Source organism: Gloeocapsopsis sp. IPPAS B-1203, assembly GCF_002749975.1.
Taxonomy (GTDB): domain Bacteria; phylum Cyanobacteriota; class Cyanobacteriia; order Cyanobacteriales; family Chroococcidiopsidaceae; genus Gloeocapsopsis.
Genome location: NZ_PEIG01000019.1, coordinates 50,010 through 74,925 on the forward strand (window position 1 = coordinate 50,010; position 24,916 = coordinate 74,925).

Genomic DNA, 24,916 nt, shown 5'->3' on the forward strand with positions numbered 1-24,916 from the left:
ATTTTGCACTTTAGTTTTAATTACCAATCAACAGCATACTTAATACTCAAAGTAGTTCCTCTAGCAGCTGCATAACTCGAATTAATTCCCTGCACTTGCGACACAACTGGAAAATACTGCGCATTAAATAAGTTTTCTACACCAATATTGAGCGTTCCTGTGCCAATTTGAATGCTACTGATGTAGTCTACAGTTAAGTAATTTTCTACTTCATTAAAACCAAAGCCATCGCCAGCAGGATTGCGACTTCCAGAAAAAAGCAACTGGAGTCGATTACTCCAACTCGGAGTTGTCTGGTTTTGCACGTAGGCAGATAATTTCAGTGGTGGAATACGAAAGCCATCAAGATCTGTATATTCGCCGCTATCTACTAAATCAATTTCACCTTCTACCCAACCGAGTGTTCCGCCCAAAAGCCAGTTAGTGCTAAGTTGAGTATCTACCGCTGCCTCAATACCATACACCCGTTCAGGGGCACGAATGACATTTAAATCGGCATCAAAGGTCGTACCCAGATCAGATTGATTGTAGAATGCTGAAAGTGAAGCTTGCACAGCCTCCCATTGACCGCGAATTCCAATTTCGTAGTTGTTGACTCTTTGCGGTTCTGGGCTAAGTTGTTCGACACTAAACCCTAGTGGCGCATTGCGCAGTACTCGTCCAATATCCGCTAGCGAAAAACCTTGTGAGAAGTTGGTAAATAAACTGATTTCTTGAGTAGCAAAAAAGACAGCCCCAAGATTAAATAGAGTCGCATTAAAATCAAGGTTCCCGCCAGTAATATCGTTCCCAGCTAAAGTTGTAAAGTCATCAATATCAACTCCGGCGCGTTCGTGACGAATTCCACCGTTGACTAACAACCGAGCGCTAATATCCCAATTTAACTGTGCAAATAGACCTAAACTACTCAGTTGAAGTGGTGGAGTCCACGAGCGATCGCCAACCTTAGCAAATACTAACCCACCACTCGCATCAAATGTAGCCCCGTCATAGATTGAAACAGGTTGTGCGGTGTCTTCATGAAAGTAGTCTAATCCCCACAGTAAGCGGGCTGCACCTTCATTAAACAGAGGACTTTCTACTTGTAAACGTCCGCCCAATTTTTCGGATTCTACTCGCGATTGAATAATTTCGTTGCCAAAGCTAGCAAAATCTCGTGCATCAAAAGGGAAAAACCGCGTTAGGTAGTTGCGGTAATAAAGTTGTCCGCGTAGTTGACTGCCAAGAAAGTTATCGTTGCGGTAATCTAAGTTGATTAAAGTATTTTCTGTAGCTTGGTTTTCATCAAGGACTAATCCGCCTAAAGCACGGGCTTTTTCTCTTTCAGGAAGTGTATTAACATTCGGATCGCTGGTGAAATTGGTATCTTGTCTATCGTTGAAATGATTGAATGAAAGTTGTAGGCGTTGTTCGCCAAAGTTTGTCCCAACTTTACCTAAAATATTGATTGTTTCGGTATCCGCGATTCCGCCTTGTGCATTAGGATCGGGTGGAATGCGATCGCCTTGTGCATCAAAAAATCCGCCATTTCCCCCAAAAGCCGCAGAAACGAGATAATCAAAATCACCTTCGGTTCCTGAAATCGAGTGTTGAAGATTGTACCCCACACTGTCTTCAAATCGAGTTAAAGAGTTACTGATTCCCAATTCTGAAGTGGAAACGAGTCTTTGTTCTGTAGCAGTTCTAGTAATAATATTAATAACACCACCTGAAGCTCCATCACCGTAAATTGCTGTAGGTCCGCGTAAAACTTCAATGCGCTCAATTGCTGATGGATCGATAGTTCTAAAATCACGCTGTACGTTGCGACTTGTCGATTGAGGTATTCCATCAATTAAAACCAAAACATTACGTCCGCGTAAGGATTGTCCGAAATTGCTTGCACTTTGTGTTGGCGGTGCTAACCCTGGAACCAGCTTTCCTAAAATTTCTCCTAAATCGCGTGTAACGCGGCGCTGTTGTTCAAGTTGTTCGCGGTTAATTACCGTTACCGATCGCGGTACATCTGTGACATTTTCTTCTGTGCGCGTTGCTGTTACTGTAATCTCAATTGCTGGTTCTGCTGTGGGAAGTTCTGGTGTTATTGCTTGCGTAGTAGGATCAGGCGTTACGCTGACAACTAATCCTCGCTCAATTGCATTTACTTGTGCGGTGGGAAGTGCTGTTTCTCCTACAATACTGATACGTACGCTGTTGGGTTCTAAAGAAATGATCTCAATTGTGCTAATTCCGACAATTGGGTTTTCTTGACGAAACTGATTGCCTTGAGGTAAACGAAATTGAGCGTTACTAATATCAATAAATAAAGTTTGATTGTCGCGCGAGGTAAAAGTTTGTGGGGTTGTGTTATCCGCAGTTTCTATGACAATTTCTACACCAGCATCCGTCGGATTTAGCTGTATCCCAGTCACTTGCACAATATCTGCGCGTGCGGGTTGGATGAGTGCGATCGCAACTCCAGTGGCTATCAAAATCGAATTTAAGGGGTTCATGGCGTCTCCTCACACGCAGGGTAAATTGTCAGTTTTGGCTCTTAGCTTTGATAAAAATATTTGCTACTAAGAAGTGCAAAAGACTTGCAGAATACAAAGAAGCTTGTTGCAGCTTAAAACGTCATCCTAGACACCTTTTTAAAATTGGTATCAAAGACTCTTTGAGTTTTTATAGACCTCTTGCGCGAATAGCGAAAAGCCCTCTTTCATCCTCCTATTCTGGCGAGAATATTAGGAAAAAGGTTTATTCACAGGAGTTAGGTAGGTAGCATTTGATTTATGCAGGAGGTTGAGTCAAATTAAAGTGACAAAAGGTGCTTTCAGAGCATAATTGCAAATTAGTCTCAAAAGCTTCTAAGAATTAGAAGATTAGGATATAAAGAGAATAGGTGTCAATAGGTCTAGCACTAAAAATCTTCATAACTCATCAGAGTTAAAATAATTGTGACTTTGTAGCAATACAGAGTTGACACAATGCTATTAATATGCTAAAAATTAAAGTTTGTGTGAAAACCTTAGCTGATTCAATAAACTCTTGGCTAACGTCATAGTAATCGGCGCTCAGTGGGGCGACGAAGGAAAAGGAAAAATCACGGATCTGCTCAGCAAGTCAGCTGACGTCGTTGTACGCTACCAAGGGGGTGTCAATGCTGGACACACACTTGTAGTTCAGGGTCAAACATTCAAGTTGCATCTCATCCCTTCGGGAATTTTATATCCTGATACTGAATGCATCATTGGCTGTGGAACTGTAATTGACCCACAGGTGTTGATTAGAGAACTCGACCAGCTAGAAAAGCTCAACATCTCCACTCAAAATCTGCTAATTTCGGAAACCGCCCATGTAACAATGCCGTATCATCGGTTAATTGATCAGGCATCAGAAGAACGCAGAGGCGATCATAGAATTGGTACAACTGGGCGGGGAATTGGTCCAACATATGCAGACAAATCTGAGCGTACAGGGATTCGCGTAATTGACTTGATGAACCCTACAGTCTTGGGCAAACAACTGCATTGGGCAATTAACTACAAAAACGCAATTTTAGAAAAGCTTTACAACTTACCGCCTTTGGATGCAGAGGAAGTCATCGATCAGTATCTAGAATATGCAGAGCGTTTACGTCCTCATGTAGTAGATACATCGCTTAAGATCTACGATGCGATTCAGCGACGTCGCAATATCTTATTTGAAGGCGCACAAGGCACATTGCTGGATCTCGATCATGGTACTTATCCTTACGTCACTTCCTCAAATCCTGTAGCTGGGGGCGCTTGCGTTGGGACTGGTGTGGGACCAACAATGATAGACCGCGTGATTGGGGTAGCAAAAGCTTATACAACCCGTGTTGGTGAAGGACCATTTCCCACAGAACTCAATGAGGAAATTGGTGAGTTGTTGTGCGATCGCGGTGCAGAATTTGGTACGACTACAGGGCGGCGTCGTCGTTGTGGCTGGTTTGATGCTGTTATCGGACGCTATGCAGTTCGTGTCAACGGTATGGATTGCCTAGCAATTACAAAGTTAGATGTGCTTGATGAGTTAGAAGAAATCAAAGTTTGTGTTGCCTACGAAGTTGATGGGGAAAAGTGCAATGATTTCCCTCACAATGCCCGTCGTTTTGCGCGGTGTCGTCCGATTTACAAAACAATGCCAGGCTGGAAACAGTCAACCGTAGATTGCCGCTCCTTAGAAGACTTACCACAGCAAGCGCTAGATTACTTGAAATTCTTAGCCGAGTTGATGGAAGTTCCGATTGCGATCGTTTCTCTGGGGGCTAGCCGCGAACAAACTATCATTGTGGAAGACCCAATTCACGGTCCTAAACGTGCTTTACTTCACGCTAATGGCACTCCTGTCGTTACTGAAGTGTAAGACATTCAAGCCTGAAAAGATAGAAGAAAGCTTTTAAGATTCAAAATTTACCGTTTATCGCTTGTCACTTTTAGCAGTATGGAAATCACAGTCGAAGGAAAAAAAAGAGCCGAAGGTACTAAGCCAAACGCTCTACGCCGTTCAGGGTTAATTCCCGCCAATTTGTATGGTCACAATGGTACAGAGTCAGTTCATCTTACCTTAGAAGCTAAAACAGTAGAAACCCTGTTAAAAAAAGCTTCAGTCAATAACACATTGATTCAGTTAAATATTACCGATCTTCCCTGGCGTGGAAAAGCGCTACTGCGAGAAGTTCAATTGCATCCTACCAAACGGTTCCCTTATCATCTCAGCTTTTTCTCAATTGCTGCTCAAGATACCGTAGAAGTAGAAGCACCATTACACTTTGTGGGTGAAGCACCAGGCGTGAAGATGGAAGGTGGTGCGTTAGATACAGTCTTGACTCATATTCAAGTACGTTGCGCTCCCGATCGCATTCCTGAATCAATTGAAATTGACGTTTCCAAGATGAATATGGGAGATGTTTTGTATCTTCAGGATTTAGTCTTACCTGAAGGTGTTTCTTTGGTAAGTGAAACAAACGATGCTGTTGTTTCTGTGCTAGCACCACAAATCACACCGGAAATTATTGAAGCTCAAGAAGCCGCAGCGGATGAAGAAATTGCCACTGCACAAGTATCTGAAGCAGAACAAAAAGAGCCACAAACCGATGCTGAAACGGGTGGTTAATTCTTACTAGAATTACAGTTTGCTCTTGTGTAAGACCAGAGGAATATTCTGGTCTTTTATTTATAATTAGCCAGGTAACTTTGGTCGCAGCCTGACAAATAAAGTCTGCCTTTGTGGACTAATACAAAAATAATAGTTTTATAAACCTCTGCTTCACCTATCTATCTGCGGTTTCATCTGCTAAGCTCAAACCAAAAATTAACATCTAAAATTCAAGATGGCATCAAATACTTTGCTTCCTACTTTAATTCAACAAATGATGCAACCGGAGTTTTATCCGCATCCGGTAAAAGAACCGATTGAACTGATTCAAACCCATGTTTCGTATGTGCTGCTTGCAGGTGATTATGCATATAAACTCAAAAAACCTGTGAATTTTGGTTTTTTGAACTACTCAACCTTAGAACTGCGACAGCATTTTTGTGAGGAAGAGTTGCGGCTGAATCAAAGAGGTGCAGGAGAAATTTATCTAGAGGTTTTGCCGATTACGCATGAGGAACGGTATTATCTTGGTGGTACAGGAGAACCTGTAGAGTACGTGCTAAAAATGCGGCAGTTTCCCCAAGAAGCATTGTTTCTCTCCATGTTTGAACGGGGAGAACTCGATGAAGCATATATGGAAGAATTGGGGCGTATTGTCGCTCAGTACCACGCGCAAGCGGCGACGAATGATTATATTCGTAAGTTCGGCGAAGTTGAGCAAGTACGCCAATCGATTGATGAAAATTATGACCAAACAATGAAGTATATTGGTGGTCTACAAACACAATCACAGTTTGAGGAAACAAAAAAATATACAGATAACTTTTTTGCCCAGCGTCAGCAACTATTTACTAGCAGAATTGAAAACGACTGGATTCGTGAGTGTCATGGCGATTTACACTTACGCAATATTTGTTTATGGCATGACAAGATTTTACTCTTTGACTGCATTGAGTTTAATGAGCCGTTTCGCTTTGTTGATGTCATGTTTGACATTGCCTATGCAGTCATGGAACTAGAGATGTTACAGCGTCCAGATTTAGGTAATGCATATTTAAATACTTATATTGAACAAACAGGGGATTGGGAAGGTTTGCAGGTATTACCTTTGTATCTCAGCCGTCAATCTTATGTCCGTGCTAAGGTTAATTCTTTCTTACTTGACGATCCTGGTGTACCAGAAGCAGTTAAACAAGAAGCGACAAAAACTGCTGCGGCTTACTATAAGTTGGCGTGGGAATATACAAAACCACGTCAAGGGAAATTGCTATTAATGTCGGGGTTATCGGGTTCGGGGAAAAGTACTGTAGCACGACAGTTAGCGCGAAAAATCGGAGCGATTCATGTTCGTTCTGATGCAGTACGCAAGCATTTAGCAGGAATTCCTCTGTTAGAACGAGGTGGAGATGAAATTTATACAGCCGAGATGACGCAGAAAACCTATGCGCGGTTGTTAGATTTGAGTTTAATGTTAGCGACTCAAGGTTACACAGTAATTTTAGATGCAAAGTACGATCGCACTTCACTACGACATGAGGCGATCGCGGCTGCACAATCTCAGCAATTACCTTTAGAGATTATCCATTGTACAGCTCCTACGGAAGTGTTACGCGATCGCTTGTCTTCACGCACGGGTGACATTGCAGATGCAACCGTAGAGTTACTAGAAGCGCAGCAAGCAGCATTTGAGCCTTTCACTACCGAGGAACAGGGTTTAGTGCAAGAGGTGAATACAACTCAAGAGTTAGAATCACAATTAATGCTAGGGTAAAATTTCGATTTATTTCCTTTAATTAAATAGCTGTTTGTAGCAGTTCCTGCATCAATTAGTCAAATTCTCGACCTCAATTTTCTCCTTGGCAATAACGAGAAAGTATCTTGCTAGCCTTGTGTACACGCAAGGATTTTAGTTTGTTAACTTGATGGTGGAAAAAGTGAGAAGATTTTCAACTTTCTTGGATGCATTCAACTTCAATTTAGTCCCTTCAAATCAAGGGATTTCTACGTGGAGATAGTTTTCTAAAATATCACCCATTAAAGTTTCAATTTCGTCCCTTCAATAAAAGGGATTTCTACCTTAAATCCTGCCTAAAGGTTTCCAAGCTAGCATGTTTCAATTTAGTCCCTTCAATAAAAGGGATTTCTACGCGCCAATAGAAGTCTTAAAGCAATACATCAGAGGTTTCAATTTAGTCCCTTCAATAAAAGGGATTTCTACTCTAATTCCAAGCTTGTAATGCTCAATCATTTCTAAAGAAAGTTTCAATTTAGTCCCTTCAATAAAAGGGATTTCTACGCTTGATCTCCCCAGTACGGGAGTCAGTGACAACGTTTCAATTTAGTCCCTTCAATAAAAGGGATTTCTACCTAGAACTGGCGTAACTACCACGCCATCGACAGGAATGTTTCAATTTAGTCCCTTCAATAAAAGGGATTTCTACTTAATGCTCTACTAATTTTTATCTTTTAATTCTGCGTTTCAATTTAGTCCCTTCAATAAAAGGGATTTCTACATTTCACCTTAAACTTAATATACTGTACCACGTGTTTCAATTTAGTCCCTTCAATAAAAGGGATTTCTACTTTAGCTTCAATTCTGTTTACAGTGTAATTTAAAAGTTTCAATTTAGTCCCTTCAATAAAAGGGATTTCTACTCAAGATCTCAGGGGATACTAGTACAAGCTTTAAGTTTCAATTTAGTCCCTTCAATAAAAGGGATTTCTACCTCAAGCGCGGGCTGGAAGTATGGCGAGATTACATTTAGTTTCAATTTAGTCCCTTCAATAAAAGGGATTTCTACTGCTGGGTCGCGACTATGGTGTGATTACAAATAAAATGTTTCAATTTAGTCCCTTCAATAAAAGGGATTTCTACACAAGAAGATAGCATGAACGAATCTATCCGGCGGGTTTCAATTTAGTCCCTTCAATAAAAGGGATTTCTACTCTACGTGCAAGATCGCCCTTGACGTTGTCTTGTTGTTTCAATTTAGTCCCTTCAATAAAAGGGATTTCTACGGATGTGAGCTTATGCGATCGCTGAATCCGCGATAAGTTTCAATTTAGTCCCTTCAATAAAAGGGATTTCTACGTCGATATATCCATATTATGGGATACACTCTTTATGTTTCAATTTAGTCCCTTCAATAAAAGGGATTTCTACCTTTATTATTCTCAGCAATCTTCTTGGCTTCCCCCCAAAGTTTCAATTTAGTCCCTTCAATAAAAGGGATTTCTACTCAATCAATTTCAATTGAAGATAGCTTTGATTCATTAGTGTTTCAATTTAGTCCCTTCAATAAAAGGGATTTCTACCCGATGTTGCAATATCGTTTACCCGCTTGGGACTGTTTCAATTTAGTCCCTTCAATAAAAGGGATTTCTACTCAAGAGTTTCGAGCAGTTAATTCGGTATTGCAGCCGTTTCAATTTAGTCCCTTCAATAAAAGGGATTTCTACAGTCTAAATTCAGTTCGCCACCGCTAACAAGAGTTGTTTCAATTTAGTCCCTTCAATAAAAGGGATTTCTACAATATTTTCTAAGTCAATGCTTACTGCTGCGGGAGTTTCAATTTAGTCCCTTCAATAAAAGGGATTTCTACTGCACTCACAGCAGCAGGATTAGATACAAATCCGTTTCAATTTAGTCCCTTCAATAAAAGGGATTTCTACTGCAAAATATCTCTGCGGTTGCTGATCGTGTTTGCGTTTCAATTTAGTCCCTTCAATAAAAGGGATTTCTACCCAATCCGCGATGATTCGCGTTCCCCGACCGATGCACTCGCAAGTACATGGTTTCAATTTAGTCCCTTCAATAAAAGGGATTTCTACTTGATTCAGTGGTAGTATTTAGTGCGCTATCAGCAGGTTTCAATTTAGTCCCTTCAATAAAAGGGATTTCTACACTGGATACGATCGATCAGAAAATAAATAATTTGTTTCAATTTAGTCCCTTCAATAAAAGGGATTTCTACACCGCCCTTTCTCCCTCTAGCACGCGCCGCCGTCGTTTCAATTTAGTCCCTTCAATAAAAGGGATTTCTACCCCCCGTTTTTGGGTCAACACCAGTTACCGCCGTTTCAATTTAGTCCCTTCAATAAAAGGGATTTCTACTTGAGCGTGAGTAGTCCAGTAATGTTCCTCAAAAAGTTTGATGTTTCAATTTAGTCCCTTCAATAAAAGGGATTTCTACTCAAAGTAGCATAATTATTTTGTTGATGAGTTTTAAGTTTCAATTTAGTCCCTTCAATAAAAGGGATTTCTACCACGGCAAAATCGGTACAATCACTCGATCAAAGCAAGGTTTCAATTTAGTCCCTTCAATAAAAGGGATTTCTACGTAATGGCAAGGATGCCTTGAGAGAAGCTGTTTCCCGTTTCAATTTAGTCCCTTCAATAAAAGGGATTTCTACATAGCAGAACTTTTACCACAGCACCTTGCGCTGCGTTTCAATTTAGTCCCTTCAATAAAAGGGATTTCTACGTGAGTGCAGATCTAGCAAGTAACAGAAGCGCTACAGTTTCAATTTAGTCCCTTCAATAAAAGGGATTTCTACCTGCTTCAGCTGCGCTCCCAGAAAGCAATTCAGCTTCGTTTCAATTTAGTCCCTTCAATAAAAGGGATTTCTACTCTGAAGTAGATGCCTTAGCAATTAATTGGGGAAATGTTTCAATTTAGTCCCTTCAATAAAAGGGATTTCTACGACTAGAATCATCAGAACTAGATGCGGCTAAAGAGTTTCAATTTAGTCCCTTCAATAAAAGGGATTTCTACTCACTATCAAGGTGTTGTAAATCAGTCTCTAACTGTTTCAATTTAGTCCCTTCAATAAAAGGGATTTCTACAACATTGTTCTTTACCTCCCTTTTGTCTTAGTCTGTTTCAATTTAGTCCCTTCAATAAAAGGGATTTCTACACCCGTCTTACAAAGGCGTTGTTGTAAGATTCTTTGTTTCAATTTAGTCCCTTCAATAAAAGGGATTTCTACTTTGATTACCATCGTTGAGCAGTGTTGAAATCGGGTTTCAATTTAGTCCCTTCAATAAAAGGGATTTCTACATTGGGGACTCGAAACTATACAGGAGGAACTGTTGGTTTCAATTTAGTCCCTTCAATAAAAGGGATTTCTACCCAGGCAATCTATCACTTAATTTCTCTAATCCTGTTTCAATTTAGTCCCTTCAATAAAAGGGATTTCTACTGGATTTTTGATGACGTGATTCCTTCGATCCGCAAGTTTCAATTTAGTCCCTTCAATAAAAGGGATTTCTACAAACTAAGCAAGCCTCAGCAGCACAGTTCCTAGGAAAGTTTCAATTTAGTCCCTTCAATAAAAGGGATTTCTACTTAACCTCTATAAATTCCGTTACGCTAATCTGCGTGTTTCAATTTAGTCCCTTCAATAAAAGGGATTTCTACAAGTATTAGTTCTTCTAGAGTTGTAGCGATTCAAGTTTCAATTTAGTCCCTTCAATAAAAGGGATTTCTACTAATTGGAGCCGTGTGTGTAAATGTGAAAGGAGTAGTTTCAATTTAGTCCCTTCAATAAAAGGGATTTCTACGGAGGCTCTTTCAAATTTGTTCTGTATGAGGTTTTCGAGGTTCGGGTGCGCGAGTTCTTTCGCATTTGCCAATAACATTATACTAATCATAGTTTTACAAGTACAAGAAAATACCTAAATTACTTGATATATAACCATTTCAGCAAATGCGCGAATCCAAAACAACTTAATCCGCTGAAGTCATTAGCATACCGTTATTCTGGGCAATGCCCTGATATACACCCACCCACTCGCGCATAGGAACCATTGCCCCTAAGCCATAATGAGCAGCATACCCTAGGATAATAGGTCCAGTTACCACAGTTGTAAACTTTAACTTTACTTGATAACCAACTTGCCCTACTTTCTTACCCTGTCGGCACTCAGATTCCCATTTCCAAAAGTTTGGAAATACTTGGCAAGAAGCAATAACAGCCACCTGATTATCTAGACAGAGTGCTAAACCGTCTTCATGCTCTTGGTAAGTAGGAGTTCCTTTGAGATTGAGCCAAGGAAGATATTGTAGATATTGCAGCACTTGATGTTCTGGACCATCTTTTTGATAATGCTCTGATAGCATTCGCGGTTTACCACGACGTACAGCGGGAAATCGGGAAAGAAAAAATGGTGTAGATGATATCCAATCTTCAGAAGCTGGCTCAAGACTTTCTATATCAGCGATCGCAAGCTTAAGATCGCAACTACGGGTAACTCCTGATAACTCAGAACAACTGGCGATCGCAGCTAATGCTTCTGAACTATAGCCACTATAGCTATAAAGTCTGATTTGCTCTACGTAACGCCCTGTACGATCTGAAACACATTGAATAATTGTATGGTCGTGGTTTTTGCTGGGTTCTCCCATTTCCTGTCCTGTAAAAACAGACGCAGGACAACGACTAACTAAAGCCTGATGCAACCGATGTGTTAGCTTGAGAGCCGCATTAAATGGTAGTTTAGGAGAACTTGAAACTGCTAATGTGATGCTATGTGTATGTTGCCAAGCAGAGTATTGTTTTTGGACTTGCTGTTGGTTAATACGATAAGTAGCCCAGCGGATACCAGGAAATATTGCCGAACGATTGACTCCATAATTTTCATAGGTAGACAAGTTCAAAGCATTCCATAAAGCATCTGCATCCAAATCAGAATCGGCGATCGCAACAATTCTTGTTCCTTGAATATCCGGTTCAGCATTCGGTTCTGGCGCAGTTTCTACTAATGATAGCGTTGCCACCGACTCCTTGCGACCAAAATAAGTTAACCCAGACAAACACAGACTCAACACTAATTCTTCAATCTCAGCAAGCATCACTGACCAATGAATATACAAATCGTGCTGATGACTAGACATCAACAAACCTGCGGAATAAAGTGTTTTCCCAGGACCTACCTTAGCCGTTTTTAAGTTGACCTGCGGGCGCGGACTACGATGCTGAATATAGGTTGTAGGTGGTAGAGTGTAACTTGGCTGTACCAAAGCTAACTTGTGTAGTAACGCCTTTAATGTTGGCTGGTACTTGTCTAGGAGATTAACATGATAAGCTCCGGCAACGAGCGATCGCAAAATCCGCCAGGGAGCAGGAGGCCAATCAATCACTCCTTCTGCGTGCAGATTTCCCCAAGCACAAGCTTGATATTGGTTGGTGTGGAATTGAACCTTGATGTGGATCATGCTTCAACAGCTTCCTCTTCTTCAGCAAATTGCACTTGGTCATCTGGTACAACAACTCGTACTTTTTCAAATAAATCTTGACAATTATTAATTGCAGCTTTAAGTTGTTGTTCTAATTCCTCAAAAGCAGGTAATTTCTGCATACTTGTTTCTGATTTAGGAATTAAGTAACATTCAGTGCGTAATGTCACAGGTTCAGATAGTAAGCGACGAATGAGATATTCACTGAGTACCTGAATAAGATGTTTAGCTCGACTATCTAAGTTAGATTTATCAACGAGGCGAGTATCAATCACAAATCGTCCTAAATAGCGTTGCGCCTTGAAACTTTCGCGTACATAAACAATGTTTCCCAAACCGGCTTCACTCGGTTTTTTTACCGCCTGATCTTTGTCATTCTTGACAGCAAACATATGCTTGAGGTTGACTCCTTTACCACGTGCAGAAACCGGATCGTGAACCGCCCCACCAGTCGGCATAGAAATTGCATTTTCTGCAACAAACTCACCAGATAAAACCCTGGGAATGCGGTATACTCCTGCAATGTGGGTATAAAAGCTACCTAGCACAATACTCATAGGACACAGTGCAAATGCAGCTTGATAAACTCCGCTGTGTCTAATCCGCTGGCGCAAGCCTTCACGAAACCTTTGTCCATCGAGTTGGGCGTGTTTGTTCTTGAGTAGATAGCCAGTTCCCAAACGGTGTGGTAAATCTAAAGTACTAGCGACGTACTGCCCAGATTTTGTATAAATTTCAACAAAGGGTAATCCAGCAAGTTCAGGAATGAGAGTATGATTCACACTATCCCAAATGCTATCTTCAATTAAATTAGCTGTTGCTTGTGGTGTGTGTAATAAAACATCAAGCCGTTGTTCCCAAGGGAGATAAGCTTGAGAAACACCGACATCTAAAAAAGTAGGAGGTTTAACAGTTGGCAGGGCAGAATCAAATTCTACAGTAATTACGTTAAGCATGGGTTTCTCCTAATTGATGAAAAGGTTGACAGGGAAAAACAAGCGCCAGCGCACAGCGTTTACCAGCAGCAATTGAATTTGGTAAGACTACTGGTTGGATTGCAGCAAGTTGCCGACAAAGTGGGACAGTAGAGCCAATTAATAAAGCATTTACCGATTGCATACTCAAGGAGGTATTGCAAGTCCATTGAAGTGAAGCAGCATATTTGTAAGCCTCTGGTAAAGGTTGAGTATGAGAAAAAGGGGTAAATTTTTTAGGAATTCGACAAAGTGCAAATCCTATAGCTAGCTCTAGAATGAGTTGATCGTTAGTACGCCCAGCAATGAAAGCTGCGATCGCATCTGGACTAGCGCGATATGTCCAACCGTGGGCGGGATGGTATCTATCTTTTTCCCAAAGCTCATTCCATAATTTGAGTAAAGACACACATAAAACTTCTAAAGAAGAAGTCTTCAGTTTGTGGTGATGATTATCTGACCAAAACCAAGCGTCTTTATCTTTGCTATATCTTGCTGAGGACAGCAATGGTCGAAACGAATGCGAATGTCTCGAATCTATGTGTGTTGTTGCAGTGCTAGCAAGTGCAGCGGCTAATTCAACTTCAGCAATGGGATATTCCTGATAAACTGCCTCAATCCATTTCTCCCCTAATTTGGGAACTGGAGGTAGTTTAGTTTTAATTCGACTATGCAACACCTCTAGTTGTCCTAAAAGACAAATTGCCGTAGTTGCTTCAGAATTACCTTGTTGCAGTCGATACAGCGTTTTCTGAATTGCTATTAAGAGATTGTATTGCGCTTGCGATTGTTTGTCGCTAGGACGTGCTTGCAGTCGCCATTTTCTTAATTCAGCGGCAAAATCTGTCTTTCCAGGGGTTGCAAGTCCGACATATATTAGGTATTTGCCCTGTCCTTTCCGTGTCCATAAACCAAATCGAGCAAATCGATTTAATCCTTGATATTCACTCCTTTGAGTAATGACATCGAGCATATCAATCGTATCGACAACTTGATTTTTGAGCCGAAACGCCAAGTCGGTTGTGACTAAATCTTGAAAGTCTTCCCAGTCCATTGGTTGCTCCCACAAAGGTAGCCAAACTTCATACGCTTTTCCTGTGCGATCGCTCGTATCTGCACTGCCAGAATTGACTTCTAGTAGCAGTGGGTAAGCAGCTATAGTGTATTCGGGAGCGCCTTCTGCGACTTCATTACGCGGAATTGCTTTGCCTGTAAATGTGGTGGCGCCTTCGAGATAAAGAATTAAATCAATAGGATTGGCAAGTTGCGACGATCTACCGCCATTGTCTAAATAATCGGCTTGAGACGCACTTGTAGGTGCTAAATCATCGAAATAGTCAGCAGCAGGGTAGGTATGACCTAACAAAGCTTGTGCAAGAAGTGTTTTGGGCTGCGATTCACCTAATATTGAAGCTCGAATAAAAGCTTCTGTTTCCGGCGCTGGTTCTCCCGTATCTAAATCCCAAAGTTGCTGACAAACTTGGAAGTAAGTTGTACAAAATTCCGTCTTCCCGACATTACCACCAGTTCCGAGTAAGTCGTTACAAAGAAACCTTGATCCTGTTTGCGTGTTGGTCATTAGCCCGACTGCATTAATCCATTCCAACCAGTGATGATTACTCACTCGACTAGGAAGATCAGCCATGAGCGTTAGCTTCTTTTGTGCTGCTGATTGTCCTGCGGTATCCAACGATCGCATTGCATCTTGTAGTTCTTGGTATCCCTCGCGCATTAATCTGTAGCGTTCAGATTGAGATACTAAAACTTGCTGAAATTCCTTTTTGTTAATGAGGCTGTCATTATTCCAGGGGCTAAGAAAAGGCTTAGGTTGATAGTTTTTGAGAATCTTCTCAACTAAATCTTCTGCTGATGCTTCCAAATAAAAACACTCATCCCAGTAACCTGTAGCTCCAGACAAGCGCAATAATCCGACAGCTTTTAACCACGCGATCGCAGTTGTCGGCGTTAGATGTGGAAAGGGAAATGCTTTAGTTGCTGTTACCATTTTTTGCTTTCTCCTGACGATATTGAGATGCTTTAACATCGGCGTTGCGAATCAAGGCTTCGAGGTAAATGAGTCTGAATGATCCATACTCGCGCAGCAAATTCTTGACTTGTCGATCCCAGTTACCTGCATTACCAGAAATCGTCAATTCCACCACAGGTAGCACCTCAACACCTGGAATCTCAACTTTAGGTAAATGCGTTCCTAACTCAACACCTCTTAAAACCTTGGCGTTAAATCGTTCTTTAGGGTTATTTGGTAGCAAGCTGTCGCGAACTTTGCCATGATGCGCCGCAATTAAGTATTGCGACAAAAACGCAGCACCTTGATGAGCAGCCGCGATCGCACTTGCTAACTCATGGCGATACCCTTTCATTTGCATTGGGGAACCATAAACTGTAGATTTAGCTAAGAGTTCTCTTTGAGACTGGGCGTATTTTTGCCAAACTTGATGTGCTTTACCCCAGTCGTGCCATCTAGCACAACGACAAAGTTCCTCAATTAGCCATTCGGGAATTTGTAGCCTTTGGAGATAGGGAATCACTTCTCGCAATGCTGCTTCGGTATCTTGTAAGTGAATTCCTAGCGGTAGAGCATAAGGAAAAGGCGGATCGTTGTACTCTGGTTCTATTTCTAGGCTGTAGGCTTGAGTATCTTCAGGGTTAGCTGTCCATCCTCTGGCTTGTGAATAGCCACCTGCTGTAATTGGTAGCCAGACAACATCACCGTGTTCTGGTTGCTTTTCCTCCCAAGCATCCTCACCCCAAATTAGTGGGATAACATCACAAGACTTGCAGAAATTGATTAGTTCTTTAGTCGGAACTGGACAAGTAAATTTTTGATGTGGTAGACGTTTTGGCGGTTTAATTGACCACACCACTGATACTGTAAAAGCAGTTGGATCGCGAACATACTGAGAAACTGTATATGTCGGATCGCGGTTTTTGTAGTGGGTACAGAAGAACGTTTCAACATCGCGCTTTGTGAGTTGATAACTTAGTAAATTCAACTTTGGTGAAGGAATTTGAGCAAGGTTATGAAGACTAGCATCTGGTAGTTGCACTAAGCGATCGCGAGTCGCTTCGCATTCTGTGGCATCATAAGGCAGCGGTTTCCATTGTTGATAGTCAAGCCAATGAATCTCTACTGTGTTATCTGTGCGCTTGCGCCCACACCGCCCACAGCGTTGCACAAACGAAGACCAAGGACATAATTCTGTAATTAATAGATCCGCATCTAAATCTACCCCAGCTTCCACAACTTGAGTTGCAACAATGACTCCTTGATAAGCTTTGAGTTTCTGCTGTAACTTCTCGCGGTCAATGCCTAAAAATCGACTGTGGATGATGAGTGGTGATAAATTTGGTAGTAATCTGCCGATTTCTCTAGCTCGATCTACTGTATTAACAACCACAAGAGATAAACTTTTTGGTACGTGTTTTGTTTCTACTAACGCTGCAACATCTGTCATTTCTTGCACAACAGCTCTAAAGACAGGTTTCGGGCGAGTAACTTTTGCAGCTAATATAGGATGAGCCAAATCTGCTGTATCTAACTCAAATCGCTCTACTTTTAAGTTTTCTAATGGTCTGTCATCAAAGGTTGCAGACATCAAGCATAGTTGAGTTTGCCCAAAAGTTCCCAACTTCTGCCAGTGTTTATAAAGTTGTACTAGGGTGCTATAAGCAACTCCTGTAAGTTGAATTTCATCTAAAATCCAACGACAATCGTTAGTTAAGGCTGCACAATGTAGCGGGCGTTGTCCCCACGACACGCCAAATCCTCTATTTAAACCACGTGATAATAATTGATCTTGTGTACCAATTAAAATTGCAGGCTGAGTTAAATCTTGTTCAAAACCATGTTCAACTAAACCACCTTTGAGGCAATACACTTTAATCGGTAAACAGTCAGATGCAGTGACTACCTGACAAGTATTTTCATAAACTTGTTCGACTAGCGATCGCGTCGGTAATGCATAAATCAATCGGGCTGTTATGGGAATACCTATTTTATGAGAGTACAGCCAAGGAATAATTGCCCCAAATTCTTTACCCGCCCCTGTCGGTGCAGCAACAACAGCAATTGATTGACCACTCCAACTCACAAAACGCTCTTGCCAAGGATACGGGTAAAATCCCGTACAGTGCTTGAAAAATTCGCGATAGCTCATGTCTCATTACAAGGCTGTTGTAGAGTAAAAGTTGCTACTCGTTATATTGCCCGTGGCAAGACAAAATCGCTCAATATCAGAAATCTCTATGAGGTAAACCATCCTGGAAGACAAGTAATTTTCCTGGATGAATTTGTATCCACACTTCGTTGTCAGTTAAAGGAGTTGTGGCGATGACTGCAACGCGATCGCTTGGTGTGGTTAACTTTTGAAAGTCTACTGTAATATCTTCATCGATTAAATGTGCAGCCGCAAATGGTGCTTGCCGGACGATGTAGCATAGCTTAGTTGAGCAGTATGTGAAAAAGTGTTCTCCATCAGAAAGTAAATAGTTAAATATACCTTTTGTGGCTATGGTTGCAGTCACTTCTTGCAACACAGGATATAGTTGTTCTAACGCAGGCTTACCTTGAGGAAAACTTTGGCGTAGAGTTTCCAAGATCAGGCAAAATGCTGTTTCACTATCCGTTTGACCTACAGGTTGATAAAAATTCGTCTGTGCCTGAAAATCTATAAGATTGCCATTGTGGGCAAATACCCAATATCGTCCCCACAGTTCGCGTCGAAACGGATGACAATTAACTAAAGCAATTCCACCTTGAGTTGCTTTGCGGATATGGGCAATGACATGAGTTGAGTGAATGGGGTAGCGTCGTACTAAGTCTGCAACAGGAGATGCGATCGCCGGTTTAGCATCTAAAAACATGCGACAACCTAAACCCTCAAAAAAGGCAATACCCCAACCATCTTGATGTTCATCGGTTCTTCCTCCCCGCGCCGAAAAGCCCTCAAACGAGAAACAAATATCTGTTGGAACATTACAATTCATTCCCAGCAGTTGACACATGAGAGCTTGTTTGTGTTGCAATTCAGTGCAATTTTAACCAAAATTGTGGTGCAACGGACTCGCGATCGCTTCATCGTGACGTAGCACTTGGCAAAATGAATGTATACTCAAGTTCCGTAAACTCGACAACTTAGCGACTGCAAGGCTAACGCAAACCGCCACGTGCTCAAAGCTACACTTTAGTAGAACAAGCGATCACTTTTTTACAGCATTAATCCGAGGATTTGATGTGATATGAGCATAACTTTACAACTTCCTTTGGTTCTCAGACTCACTGACGAACAGTTTGAACAACTCGCCGCTGCTAATCGCGAGTTGCAATTAGAATTAACGACCAAGGGAGATCTGATTATTATGCCGCCTACGGGAGGAGAAACAGGCGATCGCAACTTTGAGTTAGCTGGACAATTTTGGTTGTGGAATCGCCAAAATCTCTTAGGAAAAGCTTTTGACTCCTCGACAGGCTTTCGCTTACCGAATGGCGCGACTCGTTCTCCTGATGTTTCTTGGGTAAAAATGGAGCGATGGAATAGTTTGACTCAAGCGCAAAGAAAGAAGTTTCTACCTTTATGTCCAGATTTTGTGATTGAACTGCTTTCAGAAACAGATGAGTTAGCAGACACTCAAGTCAAAATGCAAGAATATCTAGATAACGGTTTGCAGCTAGGTTGGTTAATTAATCCTAGTACTCAACAAGTAGAAATTTATCGTGCTGGGCAAGAAGTTGAAGTTTTAGCTTCGCCTCCAACTTTATCCGGTGAAGATGTTCTTCCTGGGTTTGTTTTAGATTTACAGCCAATTTTTGCTTAGCTACTTACAGGTTGAGAGTTTATTGTTGTTACTGAACCTAACGCAATCAGCTAATAAGAATGTTTTTATATTTATCAAAGTTATTACCTTTATTTTTCTATCCGCTAGGATTGGCGTGTGTTTTAATCTTATTTGCATTAGTAACGTTGTGGAAAAAACCACGTCAAGCATCAACTGCATTAACAATCGCTCTCGTTGTTTTGTTATTAGCGAGTAATGGTTGGACTTCTCGTGCTTTGGTGCGATCGCTAGAATTTCAAAATATTCCCTCAACTGAATTACCCAATGCAGAAGCAATTGTCGTTTTAGGCGGTGCGACTAAACCTGCGTTTTTTCCACGCCCTGCAGTAGACTTATCTGAAGAAAGCGATCGCATGTTTTATGCTGCGCAGTTGTATCACCAAAAAAAAGCCCCTTTCGTGATTCTCAGCGGTGGGCGTATAGATTGGAGTGGTGCTGGTTCTTCTGAATCCGCAGATATGGCAATGATTATGCAGCAGTTAGGCGTACCAAATTCAGCAATTATTCAAGAACCAAACTCGCTCAATACTTACGAAAATGCAGTCAATGTCAAAAAAATTCTGCAAGCACGTCAAATCAACCAAGTGCTACTTGTCACTTCAGCAATGCATATGCCGCGATCGCTTGCCATTTTCAAAAAACTTAAAATTGCTGCAATACCTGCACCTACTGATTTTATAGCAAGTAGCGATTTTCAGTATTTAAGCAATACTCCTCAAGCCACACTGTTAAACTTGTTACCAGAAGCAGAGCGATTACATCAGTTTACTCGTGCTTTGAAAGAGTATGTCGGTTTAGTGGTTTATCGTTTACGTGGTTGGTTGTAAAACAATTAGCTACTTCTGGTTAAATTATGCATTTAGGCACAAATCTCTCTCAGTTGCGATCGCTATAATTGCAGCAAGAGACTGACTTCTTTTGCTTAACTCATGGCTAACCAGTTCCACTACATTATTCCGCTGCCGCCACCAGAAACACAAGATATTTTTGCCGCTTACCAAGCAACACGCCAATTTTATCGGGAAGTACAATCGCGCACTGATCTACAGCAACACTGTGACTGGTATTATACCATAGCAGAGCGCCATAGACAAGAATTAGAGCAAATGCGTAATGAACTGAATATTCTAAGTTGGTTTCGTCGGGCAAGGAGTTAGATCGCTAATCATCTCCATCGCCCTTAAGATGAACATCCCCGACTAAGATAGATCCTCAATTTCAGTTTCGCGCAGGTGAGCTTTAAACTTTTTACTGAACTGCACTTGAATTGGCAGATTAGCACTGATTGGTTTGCCTTGCCATTCGTTAGCAAAACTAACAATCTCGCCTTCTAAGCCTTTGATATCAAAAGGTTCACCGCGATGTTCGGGATGATGGTAAACAATGACTGATTCTTTAACGCGGATGCGATCGCCAACTTTCATAGACTTGTAATTAGAGTGTTTCCCTCTCAAGAAGCAATGCAAAATTATTATTCAATACAATTGCTTATTCCAGACAACCTCTTTATCTTTGCATAAGATTGTCCCTTGTTATACACTCTAAGCGATAAATGAGGAGCGAGGGAGTAGGAGCGCGGGGCGAGGAAACGAGTTATAAGCCTTGTAGCAGTCTTTAGTCTTTACCTCATTTAGTTTAATGCTGCGTATTGCTGAAAAAAACTTTTAAATTCAATTAAACGTAGTCCTGATTTAGGAAAGCTTAAGCTAGATTGGTAGTAATGATTATAGTTTGCTGTCACATTGTTGCTAGCTCATTAAATAACTGTAGCTCAAGCGAACTCGTAAATTACTGTGCATTTAGCTATTAAAACACCACAATGCCGATAAACGTCACGCTGTTATGGTTAATAGCAGGGGCAATTCTTTGTTTGATGGAACTAGTGCTACCAACGGCGTTTGTCGCTTTTATGATGGGACTGAGTGCTTTTGTTGTAGCAGTAATATCTCTAGTCATTCCTCAGTTAAGCATACAAGCTGTGCTCTGGCTAGGACTATCGACAGCATTTATTTTAATGTCGCGTCGCCTACTGTCACCTAAACGGAAACAACTACAAGAAGCTTTTGTGGCAGAAACATTAACTGAAATCCCCGCCGGAAGAGAAGGAAGAGTGATCTATGAAGGTAATTCATGGCGGGCGCGGTGCGAAGATCGATATTTAGAGATCGCGCCTTCTCAAAAAGTCTATGTGGTTCGCCGTGAAGGTACAACTTTAATCGTTATGCCGGAAGATTTGTTGCACTAAGAGGGGTGAGAGGTGAGTGAATGGCAGAAATTAGAGCTTTTGCTATGTTAGAACAGATTTTACACTCATTCTTCTTACTTACTGTCTCATTGCAAGCCATTTAAAAACTGCCTCAGTACTACACATTTAGTAACTTAATACTCATAAACAGGAAATCACATGAATGAACTATTTTTGCTAGTTGCACTAGCACTTGGAGGTTCAGCCTTAGCAGGTTCAGTAAAAGTCACGAATCAGGGTAATGAAGCCTTAGTAGAGAGACTGGGTAGTTATAATAAAAAGCTTGAACCAGGGTTGAGTTTTGTTTTCCCCTTTATTGATAAAGTTGTTTTCCGCGAAACTATTCGGGAAAAAGTGCTAGACATTCCGCCGCAAAAATGTATTACCCGCGATAACGTTTCGATTGAGGTAGATGCAGTTGTATACTGGCGCATTGTTGATATGGAAAAAGCCTGGTACAAGGTAGAAAATCTCCAATCAGCAATGGTAAATTTGGTTTTAACGCAAATCCGTTCGGAAATGGGCAGACTAGAGCTAGATGAAACATTTACTGCCCGCGCCCAAATCAATGAAATATTATTGCGCGATTTAGATATTGCGACAGATCCTTGGGGAGTAAAAGTCACGCGGGTAGAACTACGCGATATTATTCCTTCGCTGGCAGTTCAAGAATCAATGGAGTTGCAAATGTCTGCTGAACGGCGTAAACGAGCAGCAATTTTGACATCCGAAGGCGATCGCGAATCTGCAGTGAACAGCGCCAAAGGTAGAGCCGAAGCCCAAATTCTCGAAGCTGAAGCGCAACAAAAAGCCACTATTCTGCAAGCTGAAGCACATCAGAAAACGATTGTCTTGCACGCACAAGCCGAACGCCAGGAACAAGTTCTCAAAGCTCAAGCAACCGCAGAAGCATTGCAAATTATTACGAAAACTCTACAAACAAATCCTGAAGCCCGTGAAGCACTGCAATTTTTAATTGCACAAAACTATCTTGACATGGGAACAAAAATTGGTAGTAGCGATAGTAGTAAAGTAATGTTTATGGACCCGCGTAGTATTCCGGCAACTATCGAAGGTATGCGTTCAATTGTATCTGATGCTCAAAATATGCCACATGTCAATGGCGATCGCGCTAATTAGGAGCGAGCAATAGGAGTTGCCAGTGATTAGTTTTGGAAAGCGAAGAAAGGTGCCGAAAGCATTAGAATTTTCTCAGCTCATAACTCAACACTCTCAACGAGTAACTTTCTTAAACTCAAAACTCAAAACTCAAAACTCTCTTATCACTCCGCACCAACACCAGCAGCTTGCGCCATTTGACATTGGTTACATAATCCAAAAAATTCTAAGGTGTGATAGAAAATCTTGAAATGATGCGCTTGATGCAACTGAGTTTCTAGCTCGTGAACAGGGCATTGATTGATAGCAATTGATCTGCCACACTGTAAACAAGTCAAATGGTGTTTATCTTGCTGCACTGAACTATAAAGTGATTCGCCAGAAGCCAAAGTTCGCACTTGAACTGCACCTTCAAGTTTTAAGGCTTCCAATGCTCGATATACTGTAGCAAGTCCCACACTTTGGTTGCGGTTGCGTAACTCTACATAGATATCTTGAGCAGAAATTGCTTTATTAAGGCTTTTAAGCAATTTCAGAATGCGTTCCTGACTGCGAGTGCGTTCGGCTTTCATAGACACTTATGGCATTTTCCTACATATAAAAATCAACTAAGTTGTTCATAAGCTAGCTCAAACCGATACGCGAGTCATAACTATACTTTACTAGAAGTATAGAGGCAGTGTGGCGGCTTGGTAATGCAGTAGCGAGTAGCTAACTGTTGACACTAGAGGTATCAGGAAAAGGGTAGGATCATCTTTTGTTTCATTGATGAAATTGAAGAAAGGCGATGCGAAAATATCAAGCTCATATCTATGTTACTCTGCGACCCTCAGTTCTTGATCCTGCTGGCACAGCTGTGATGTCGGGTTTGCAGCATATGGGTTACGATACTGTTGAGCAGGTACGAATTGGCAAGTATATTGAACTGAGTTTAAGCGCTCAGAATGAGGAGATCGCACGGCAGCAGTTGGATCTCATTTGCGATCAGTTATTAGCTAACCCAGTCATTGAGAACTATCGCTTTGATTTAGTTGAACAACGAGATGGAGTGACAGCGTGAAATTTGGAATTGTCGTATTTCCAGGATCGAACTGCGATCGCGATGTTGCCTATGTCACGCGATTACTGCAGCAGCCAACGCGCATGGTATGGCATGAAGATACAGATATTAGCGATCTTGATGTCGTTATTATTCCTGGCGGCTTTAGTTATGGCGATTATCTCCGCTGTGGAGCGATCGCGCGTTTTTCTCCCGTGATGCAACAAGTTGTCACACACGCTGAGCAAGGTAAGTTTGTTCTGGGAATTTGCAACGGTTTTCAAGTCTTAACTGAAGCAGGATTATTACCTGGTGCGCTGATCCGCAATCGCGACTTGCATTTTATTTGCGATCGCGTTCCCTTAAAAGTAGGACGTACAGATCTGCCGTGGACGCAAAACTACACACAAGGAGAAATCATTACTTTACCTATCGCGCACGGAGAAGGTCAATTTTATGCTGATGAGGACACAATAAAACAAATAGAAGATAACGGTCAAGTACTATTTCGCTATCACGGTGAAAATCCCAATGGTTCTGTTAACAACATTGCAGGTATTTGCAACGTTACGGGCAACGTAATCGGCATGATGCCGCACCCTGAACGTGCCTCCGATCCAGTACTAGGTAGCACGGATGGTTTAGGACTATTTAAGGGCATAGGAGCGAGGAGTTAGTTTTGAGTTTTGAGTTTTGAATTAAAAGAATTGTCTCAACACTTCACGACTCAACGAACCACAGAGGCACAGCGAAAAGTTTGAGCGGAGGTTTCCTCCGAGCAAAGCTTTTAAAGACAGAGATCGCAGAGAGAAGAATAAAGAGAGGTTTTCATGAATGATTTAGGACTGCTATAACTTTCTTAAACTCAAAACTCAAAACTCAAAACTTTCTTAAGCAGGAGTATCTCCAACCTGAGTAAAATCAGAACTGCCGAAAACTGCTTCAGGGTAGCGGTAATATTTGTATTCCATCAAGTTGTAAAACGGATCTTCTAAAAAGAATGTGCGATGTTCTAAAGGAGAGTCGGGAAACCGATGTTTAGCTTCTTCACGGAAGACTAAATTTTTCTGTTGTGCGCGTTCTAACAAATCTTTCCAATCGTTTTCTGACGTAAAAATGATACCAAAATGCCTTGGATAAATACCTCGCTGCGGTTCCAGTTTCTCTTTAGTCAAGTGCGCAACTAACTGATGACCGTATAAATTTAGGATCAAGGCGTGCTTGTTTTCACGACCAGGGGTACACCCCAATCCATCGACGTAATATGCTTTTGCTTGCACAATATCGGTGATGGGAAAGGCAAGATGAAATAAAGTTTGGTTCATGGCTTGCATATTGGAGATTG

The 24,916-nt window shown here is 41.4% G+C and carries 19 protein-coding genes and 1 CRISPR repeat array; of the genes, 10 read left to right on the forward strand and 9 right to left on the reverse strand.

Annotated elements, in window-relative coordinates; translation table 11 throughout:
* Positions 1–20: 20 nt before the first annotated feature.
* Complete coding sequence (locus CSQ79_RS24200; RefSeq protein WP_099703673.1) at positions 21–2,492, reverse strand: TonB-dependent receptor domain-containing protein; 2,472 nt, start codon at positions 2,490–2,492, stop codon at positions 21–23.
* 535 nt (positions 2,493–3,027) lie between these two features.
* On the opposite strand from CSQ79_RS24200, the gene CSQ79_RS24205 reads away from it, so the two are divergent.
* From CSQ79_RS24205 to CSQ79_RS24215, 3 genes are all read left to right on the forward strand, one after another.
* The gene (locus tag CSQ79_RS24205; protein WP_099703674.1) at positions 3,028–4,368 is read left to right on the forward strand and encodes an adenylosuccinate synthase; all 1,341 of its coding nucleotides are present in this window, start codon (positions 3,028–3,030) and stop codon (positions 4,366–4,368) included.
* A gap of 78 nt (positions 4,369–4,446) precedes the next feature.
* Positions 4,447–5,118 (forward strand): 50S ribosomal protein L25/general stress protein Ctc, encoded by a 672-nt coding sequence (locus CSQ79_RS24210; protein ID WP_099703675.1) that lies wholly within the window; start codon positions 4,447–4,449, stop codon positions 5,116–5,118.
* Between the two features lie 217 nt (positions 5,119–5,335).
* Complete coding sequence (locus CSQ79_RS24215; protein WP_099703676.1) at positions 5,336–6,871, forward strand: bifunctional aminoglycoside phosphotransferase/ATP-binding protein; 1,536 nt, start codon at positions 5,336–5,338, stop codon at positions 6,869–6,871.
* Between the two features lie 197 nt (positions 6,872–7,068).
* Positions 7,069–10,663: a CRISPR direct-repeat array (repeat unit 37 nt; unit sequence GTTTCAATTTAGTCCCTTCAATAAAAGGGATTTCTAC).
* Positions 10,664–10,829: 166 nt separating this feature from the next.
* On the opposite strand, the gene csb2 is transcribed toward CSQ79_RS24215, so the two are convergent.
* The 5 genes from csb2 to CSQ79_RS24240 form a co-directional block, all read right to left on the reverse strand.
* Positions 10,830–12,317: a type I-G CRISPR-associated protein Csb2 gene (gene csb2, locus CSQ79_RS24220; protein ID WP_099703677.1), complete on the reverse strand. Its 1,488-nt coding sequence runs from the start codon at positions 12,315–12,317 to the stop codon at positions 10,830–10,832.
* Positions 12,314–13,294 carry a type I-G CRISPR-associated RAMP protein Csb1/Cas7g gene (gene cas7g / locus CSQ79_RS24225; protein ID WP_099703678.1) on the reverse strand — a complete coding sequence of 327 codons (981 nt, stop codon included), beginning with the start codon at positions 13,292–13,294 and terminating at the stop codon, positions 12,314–12,316. The genes csb2 and cas7g overlap by 4 nt, the downstream gene beginning before the upstream one ends.
* Positions 13,287–15,317, reverse strand: coding sequence for a type I-G CRISPR-associated protein Cas8g1/Csx17 (gene cas8g1 / locus CSQ79_RS24230; protein ID WP_289501513.1), 2,031 nt, complete (start codon positions 15,315–15,317; stop codon positions 13,287–13,289). The genes cas7g and cas8g1 overlap by 8 nt, the downstream gene beginning before the upstream one ends.
* On the reverse strand, positions 15,301–17,490 hold the full coding sequence (gene cas3, locus CSQ79_RS24235; protein ID WP_099703680.1) for a CRISPR-associated helicase Cas3': 2,190 nt from the start codon (positions 17,488–17,490) through the stop codon (positions 15,301–15,303). Before cas3 ends, cas8g1 begins: the two co-directional genes overlap by 17 nt.
* Before the next feature lie 76 nt (positions 17,491–17,566).
* Positions 17,567–18,337 carry a class II glutamine amidotransferase gene (locus CSQ79_RS24240; RefSeq protein WP_099703681.1) on the reverse strand — a complete coding sequence of 257 codons (771 nt, stop codon included), beginning with the start codon at positions 18,335–18,337 and terminating at the stop codon, positions 17,567–17,569.
* Between the two features lie 234 nt (positions 18,338–18,571).
* Here CSQ79_RS24240 and CSQ79_RS24245 point away from each other — a divergent pair, with 234 nt between their 5' ends.
* The 3 genes from CSQ79_RS24245 (at position 18,572) to CSQ79_RS24255 (ending at position 20,325) form a co-directional block, all read left to right on the forward strand.
* Positions 18,572–19,147 (forward strand): Uma2 family endonuclease, encoded by a 576-nt coding sequence (locus CSQ79_RS24245; protein ID WP_099703682.1) that lies wholly within the window; start codon positions 18,572–18,574, stop codon positions 19,145–19,147.
* 59 nt (positions 19,148–19,206) lie between these two features.
* Positions 19,207–19,995, forward strand: a complete 789-nt coding sequence (locus CSQ79_RS24250) for a YdcF family protein (RefSeq protein ID WP_099703683.1) — start codon at positions 19,207–19,209, stop codon at positions 19,993–19,995.
* 102 nt (positions 19,996–20,097) lie between these two features.
* Entirely contained in the window at positions 20,098–20,325 is a 228-nt protein-coding gene (locus CSQ79_RS24255; RefSeq protein WP_099703684.1) for a hypothetical protein, read from the forward strand.
* A 42-nt stretch (positions 20,326–20,367) separates the two neighbouring features.
* Here CSQ79_RS24255 and CSQ79_RS24260 read toward each other — a convergent pair whose 3' ends face one another.
* Positions 20,368–20,592: a ferredoxin-thioredoxin reductase variable chain gene (locus CSQ79_RS24260; RefSeq protein WP_099703685.1), complete on the reverse strand. Its 225-nt coding sequence runs from the start codon at positions 20,590–20,592 to the stop codon at positions 20,368–20,370.
* Positions 20,593–20,987: 395 nt separating this feature from the next.
* Between CSQ79_RS24260 and CSQ79_RS24265 the strand changes: the two genes are divergently transcribed.
* Together CSQ79_RS24265 and CSQ79_RS24270 are read left to right on the forward strand one after the other, a co-directional pair.
* Complete coding sequence (locus tag CSQ79_RS24265) at positions 20,988–21,413, forward strand: NfeD family protein (RefSeq protein WP_099703686.1); 426 nt, start codon at positions 20,988–20,990, stop codon at positions 21,411–21,413.
* A 159-nt stretch (positions 21,414–21,572) separates the two neighbouring features.
* Entirely contained in the window at positions 21,573–22,553 is a 981-nt protein-coding gene (locus tag CSQ79_RS24270) for an SPFH domain-containing protein (protein WP_099703687.1), read from the forward strand.
* A 143-nt stretch (positions 22,554–22,696) separates the two neighbouring features.
* On the opposite strand, the gene CSQ79_RS24275 is transcribed toward CSQ79_RS24270, so the two are convergent.
* Entirely contained in the window at positions 22,697–23,104 is a 408-nt protein-coding gene (locus CSQ79_RS24275; RefSeq protein WP_099703688.1) for a Fur family transcriptional regulator, read from the reverse strand.
* A 215-nt stretch (positions 23,105–23,319) separates the two neighbouring features.
* Between CSQ79_RS24275 and purS the strand changes: the two genes are divergently transcribed.
* Positions 23,320–23,592 (forward strand): phosphoribosylformylglycinamidine synthase subunit PurS, encoded by a 273-nt coding sequence (gene purS / locus CSQ79_RS24280; protein ID WP_099703689.1) that lies wholly within the window; start codon positions 23,320–23,322, stop codon positions 23,590–23,592.
* Positions 23,589–24,248, forward strand: a complete 660-nt coding sequence (purQ, locus tag CSQ79_RS24285; protein ID WP_099703690.1) for a phosphoribosylformylglycinamidine synthase subunit PurQ — start codon at positions 23,589–23,591, stop codon at positions 24,246–24,248. Before purS ends, purQ begins: the two co-directional genes overlap by 4 nt.
* 213 nt (positions 24,249–24,461) lie before the next feature.
* Here purQ and CSQ79_RS24290 read toward each other — a convergent pair whose 3' ends face one another.
* Positions 24,462–24,896: a VOC family protein gene (locus CSQ79_RS24290; RefSeq protein WP_099703691.1), complete on the reverse strand. Its 435-nt coding sequence runs from the start codon at positions 24,894–24,896 to the stop codon at positions 24,462–24,464.
* Between the last annotated feature and the right edge of the window lie 20 nt (positions 24,897–24,916).

Coding starts and splice junctions, on each gene's coding strand:
- CSQ79_RS24255 (WP_099703684.1), top strand. CDS start 20,098: ATGGCTAACCAGTTCCACTACATTATTCCGCTGCCGCCACCAGAAACA.
- cas7g (WP_099703678.1), bottom strand. CDS start 13,294: ATGCTTAACGTAATTACTGTAGAATTTGATTCTGCCCTGCCAACTGTT.
- CSQ79_RS24265 (WP_099703686.1), top strand. CDS start 20,988: ATGCCGATAAACGTCACGCTGTTATGGTTAATAGCAGGGGCAATTCTT.
- CSQ79_RS24200 (WP_099703673.1), bottom strand. CDS start 2,492: ATGAACCCCTTAAATTCGATTTTGATAGCCACTGGAGTTGCGATCGCA.
- CSQ79_RS24245 (WP_099703682.1), top strand. CDS start 18,572: ATGAGCATAACTTTACAACTTCCTTTGGTTCTCAGACTCACTGACGAA.
- cas8g1 (WP_289501513.1), bottom strand. CDS start 15,317: ATGGTAACAGCAACTAAAGCATTTCCCTTTCCACATCTAACGCCGACA.
- CSQ79_RS24260 (WP_099703685.1), bottom strand. CDS start 20,592: ATGAAAGTTGGCGATCGCATCCGCGTTAAAGAATCAGTCATTGTTTAC.
- CSQ79_RS24240 (WP_099703681.1), bottom strand. CDS start 18,337: ATGTGTCAACTGCTGGGAATGAATTGTAATGTTCCAACAGATATTTGT.
- cas3 (WP_099703680.1), bottom strand. CDS start 17,490: ATGAGCTATCGCGAATTTTTCAAGCACTGTACGGGATTTTACCCGTAT.
- CSQ79_RS24270 (WP_099703687.1), top strand. CDS start 21,573: ATGAATGAACTATTTTTGCTAGTTGCACTAGCACTTGGAGGTTCAGCC.
- CSQ79_RS24215 (WP_099703676.1), top strand. CDS start 5,336: ATGGCATCAAATACTTTGCTTCCTACTTTAATTCAACAAATGATGCAA.
- csb2 (WP_099703677.1), bottom strand. CDS start 12,317: ATGATCCACATCAAGGTTCAATTCCACACCAACCAATATCAAGCTTGT.
- CSQ79_RS24290 (WP_099703691.1), bottom strand. CDS start 24,896: ATGAACCAAACTTTATTTCATCTTGCCTTTCCCATCACCGATATTGTG.
- CSQ79_RS24210 (WP_099703675.1), top strand. CDS start 4,447: ATGGAAATCACAGTCGAAGGAAAAAAAAGAGCCGAAGGTACTAAGCCA.
- purS (WP_099703689.1), top strand. CDS start 23,320: ATGCGAAAATATCAAGCTCATATCTATGTTACTCTGCGACCCTCAGTT.
- CSQ79_RS24275 (WP_099703688.1), bottom strand. CDS start 23,104: ATGAAAGCCGAACGCACTCGCAGTCAGGAACGCATTCTGAAATTGCTT.
- CSQ79_RS24250 (WP_099703683.1), top strand. CDS start 19,207: ATGTTTTTATATTTATCAAAGTTATTACCTTTATTTTTCTATCCGCTA.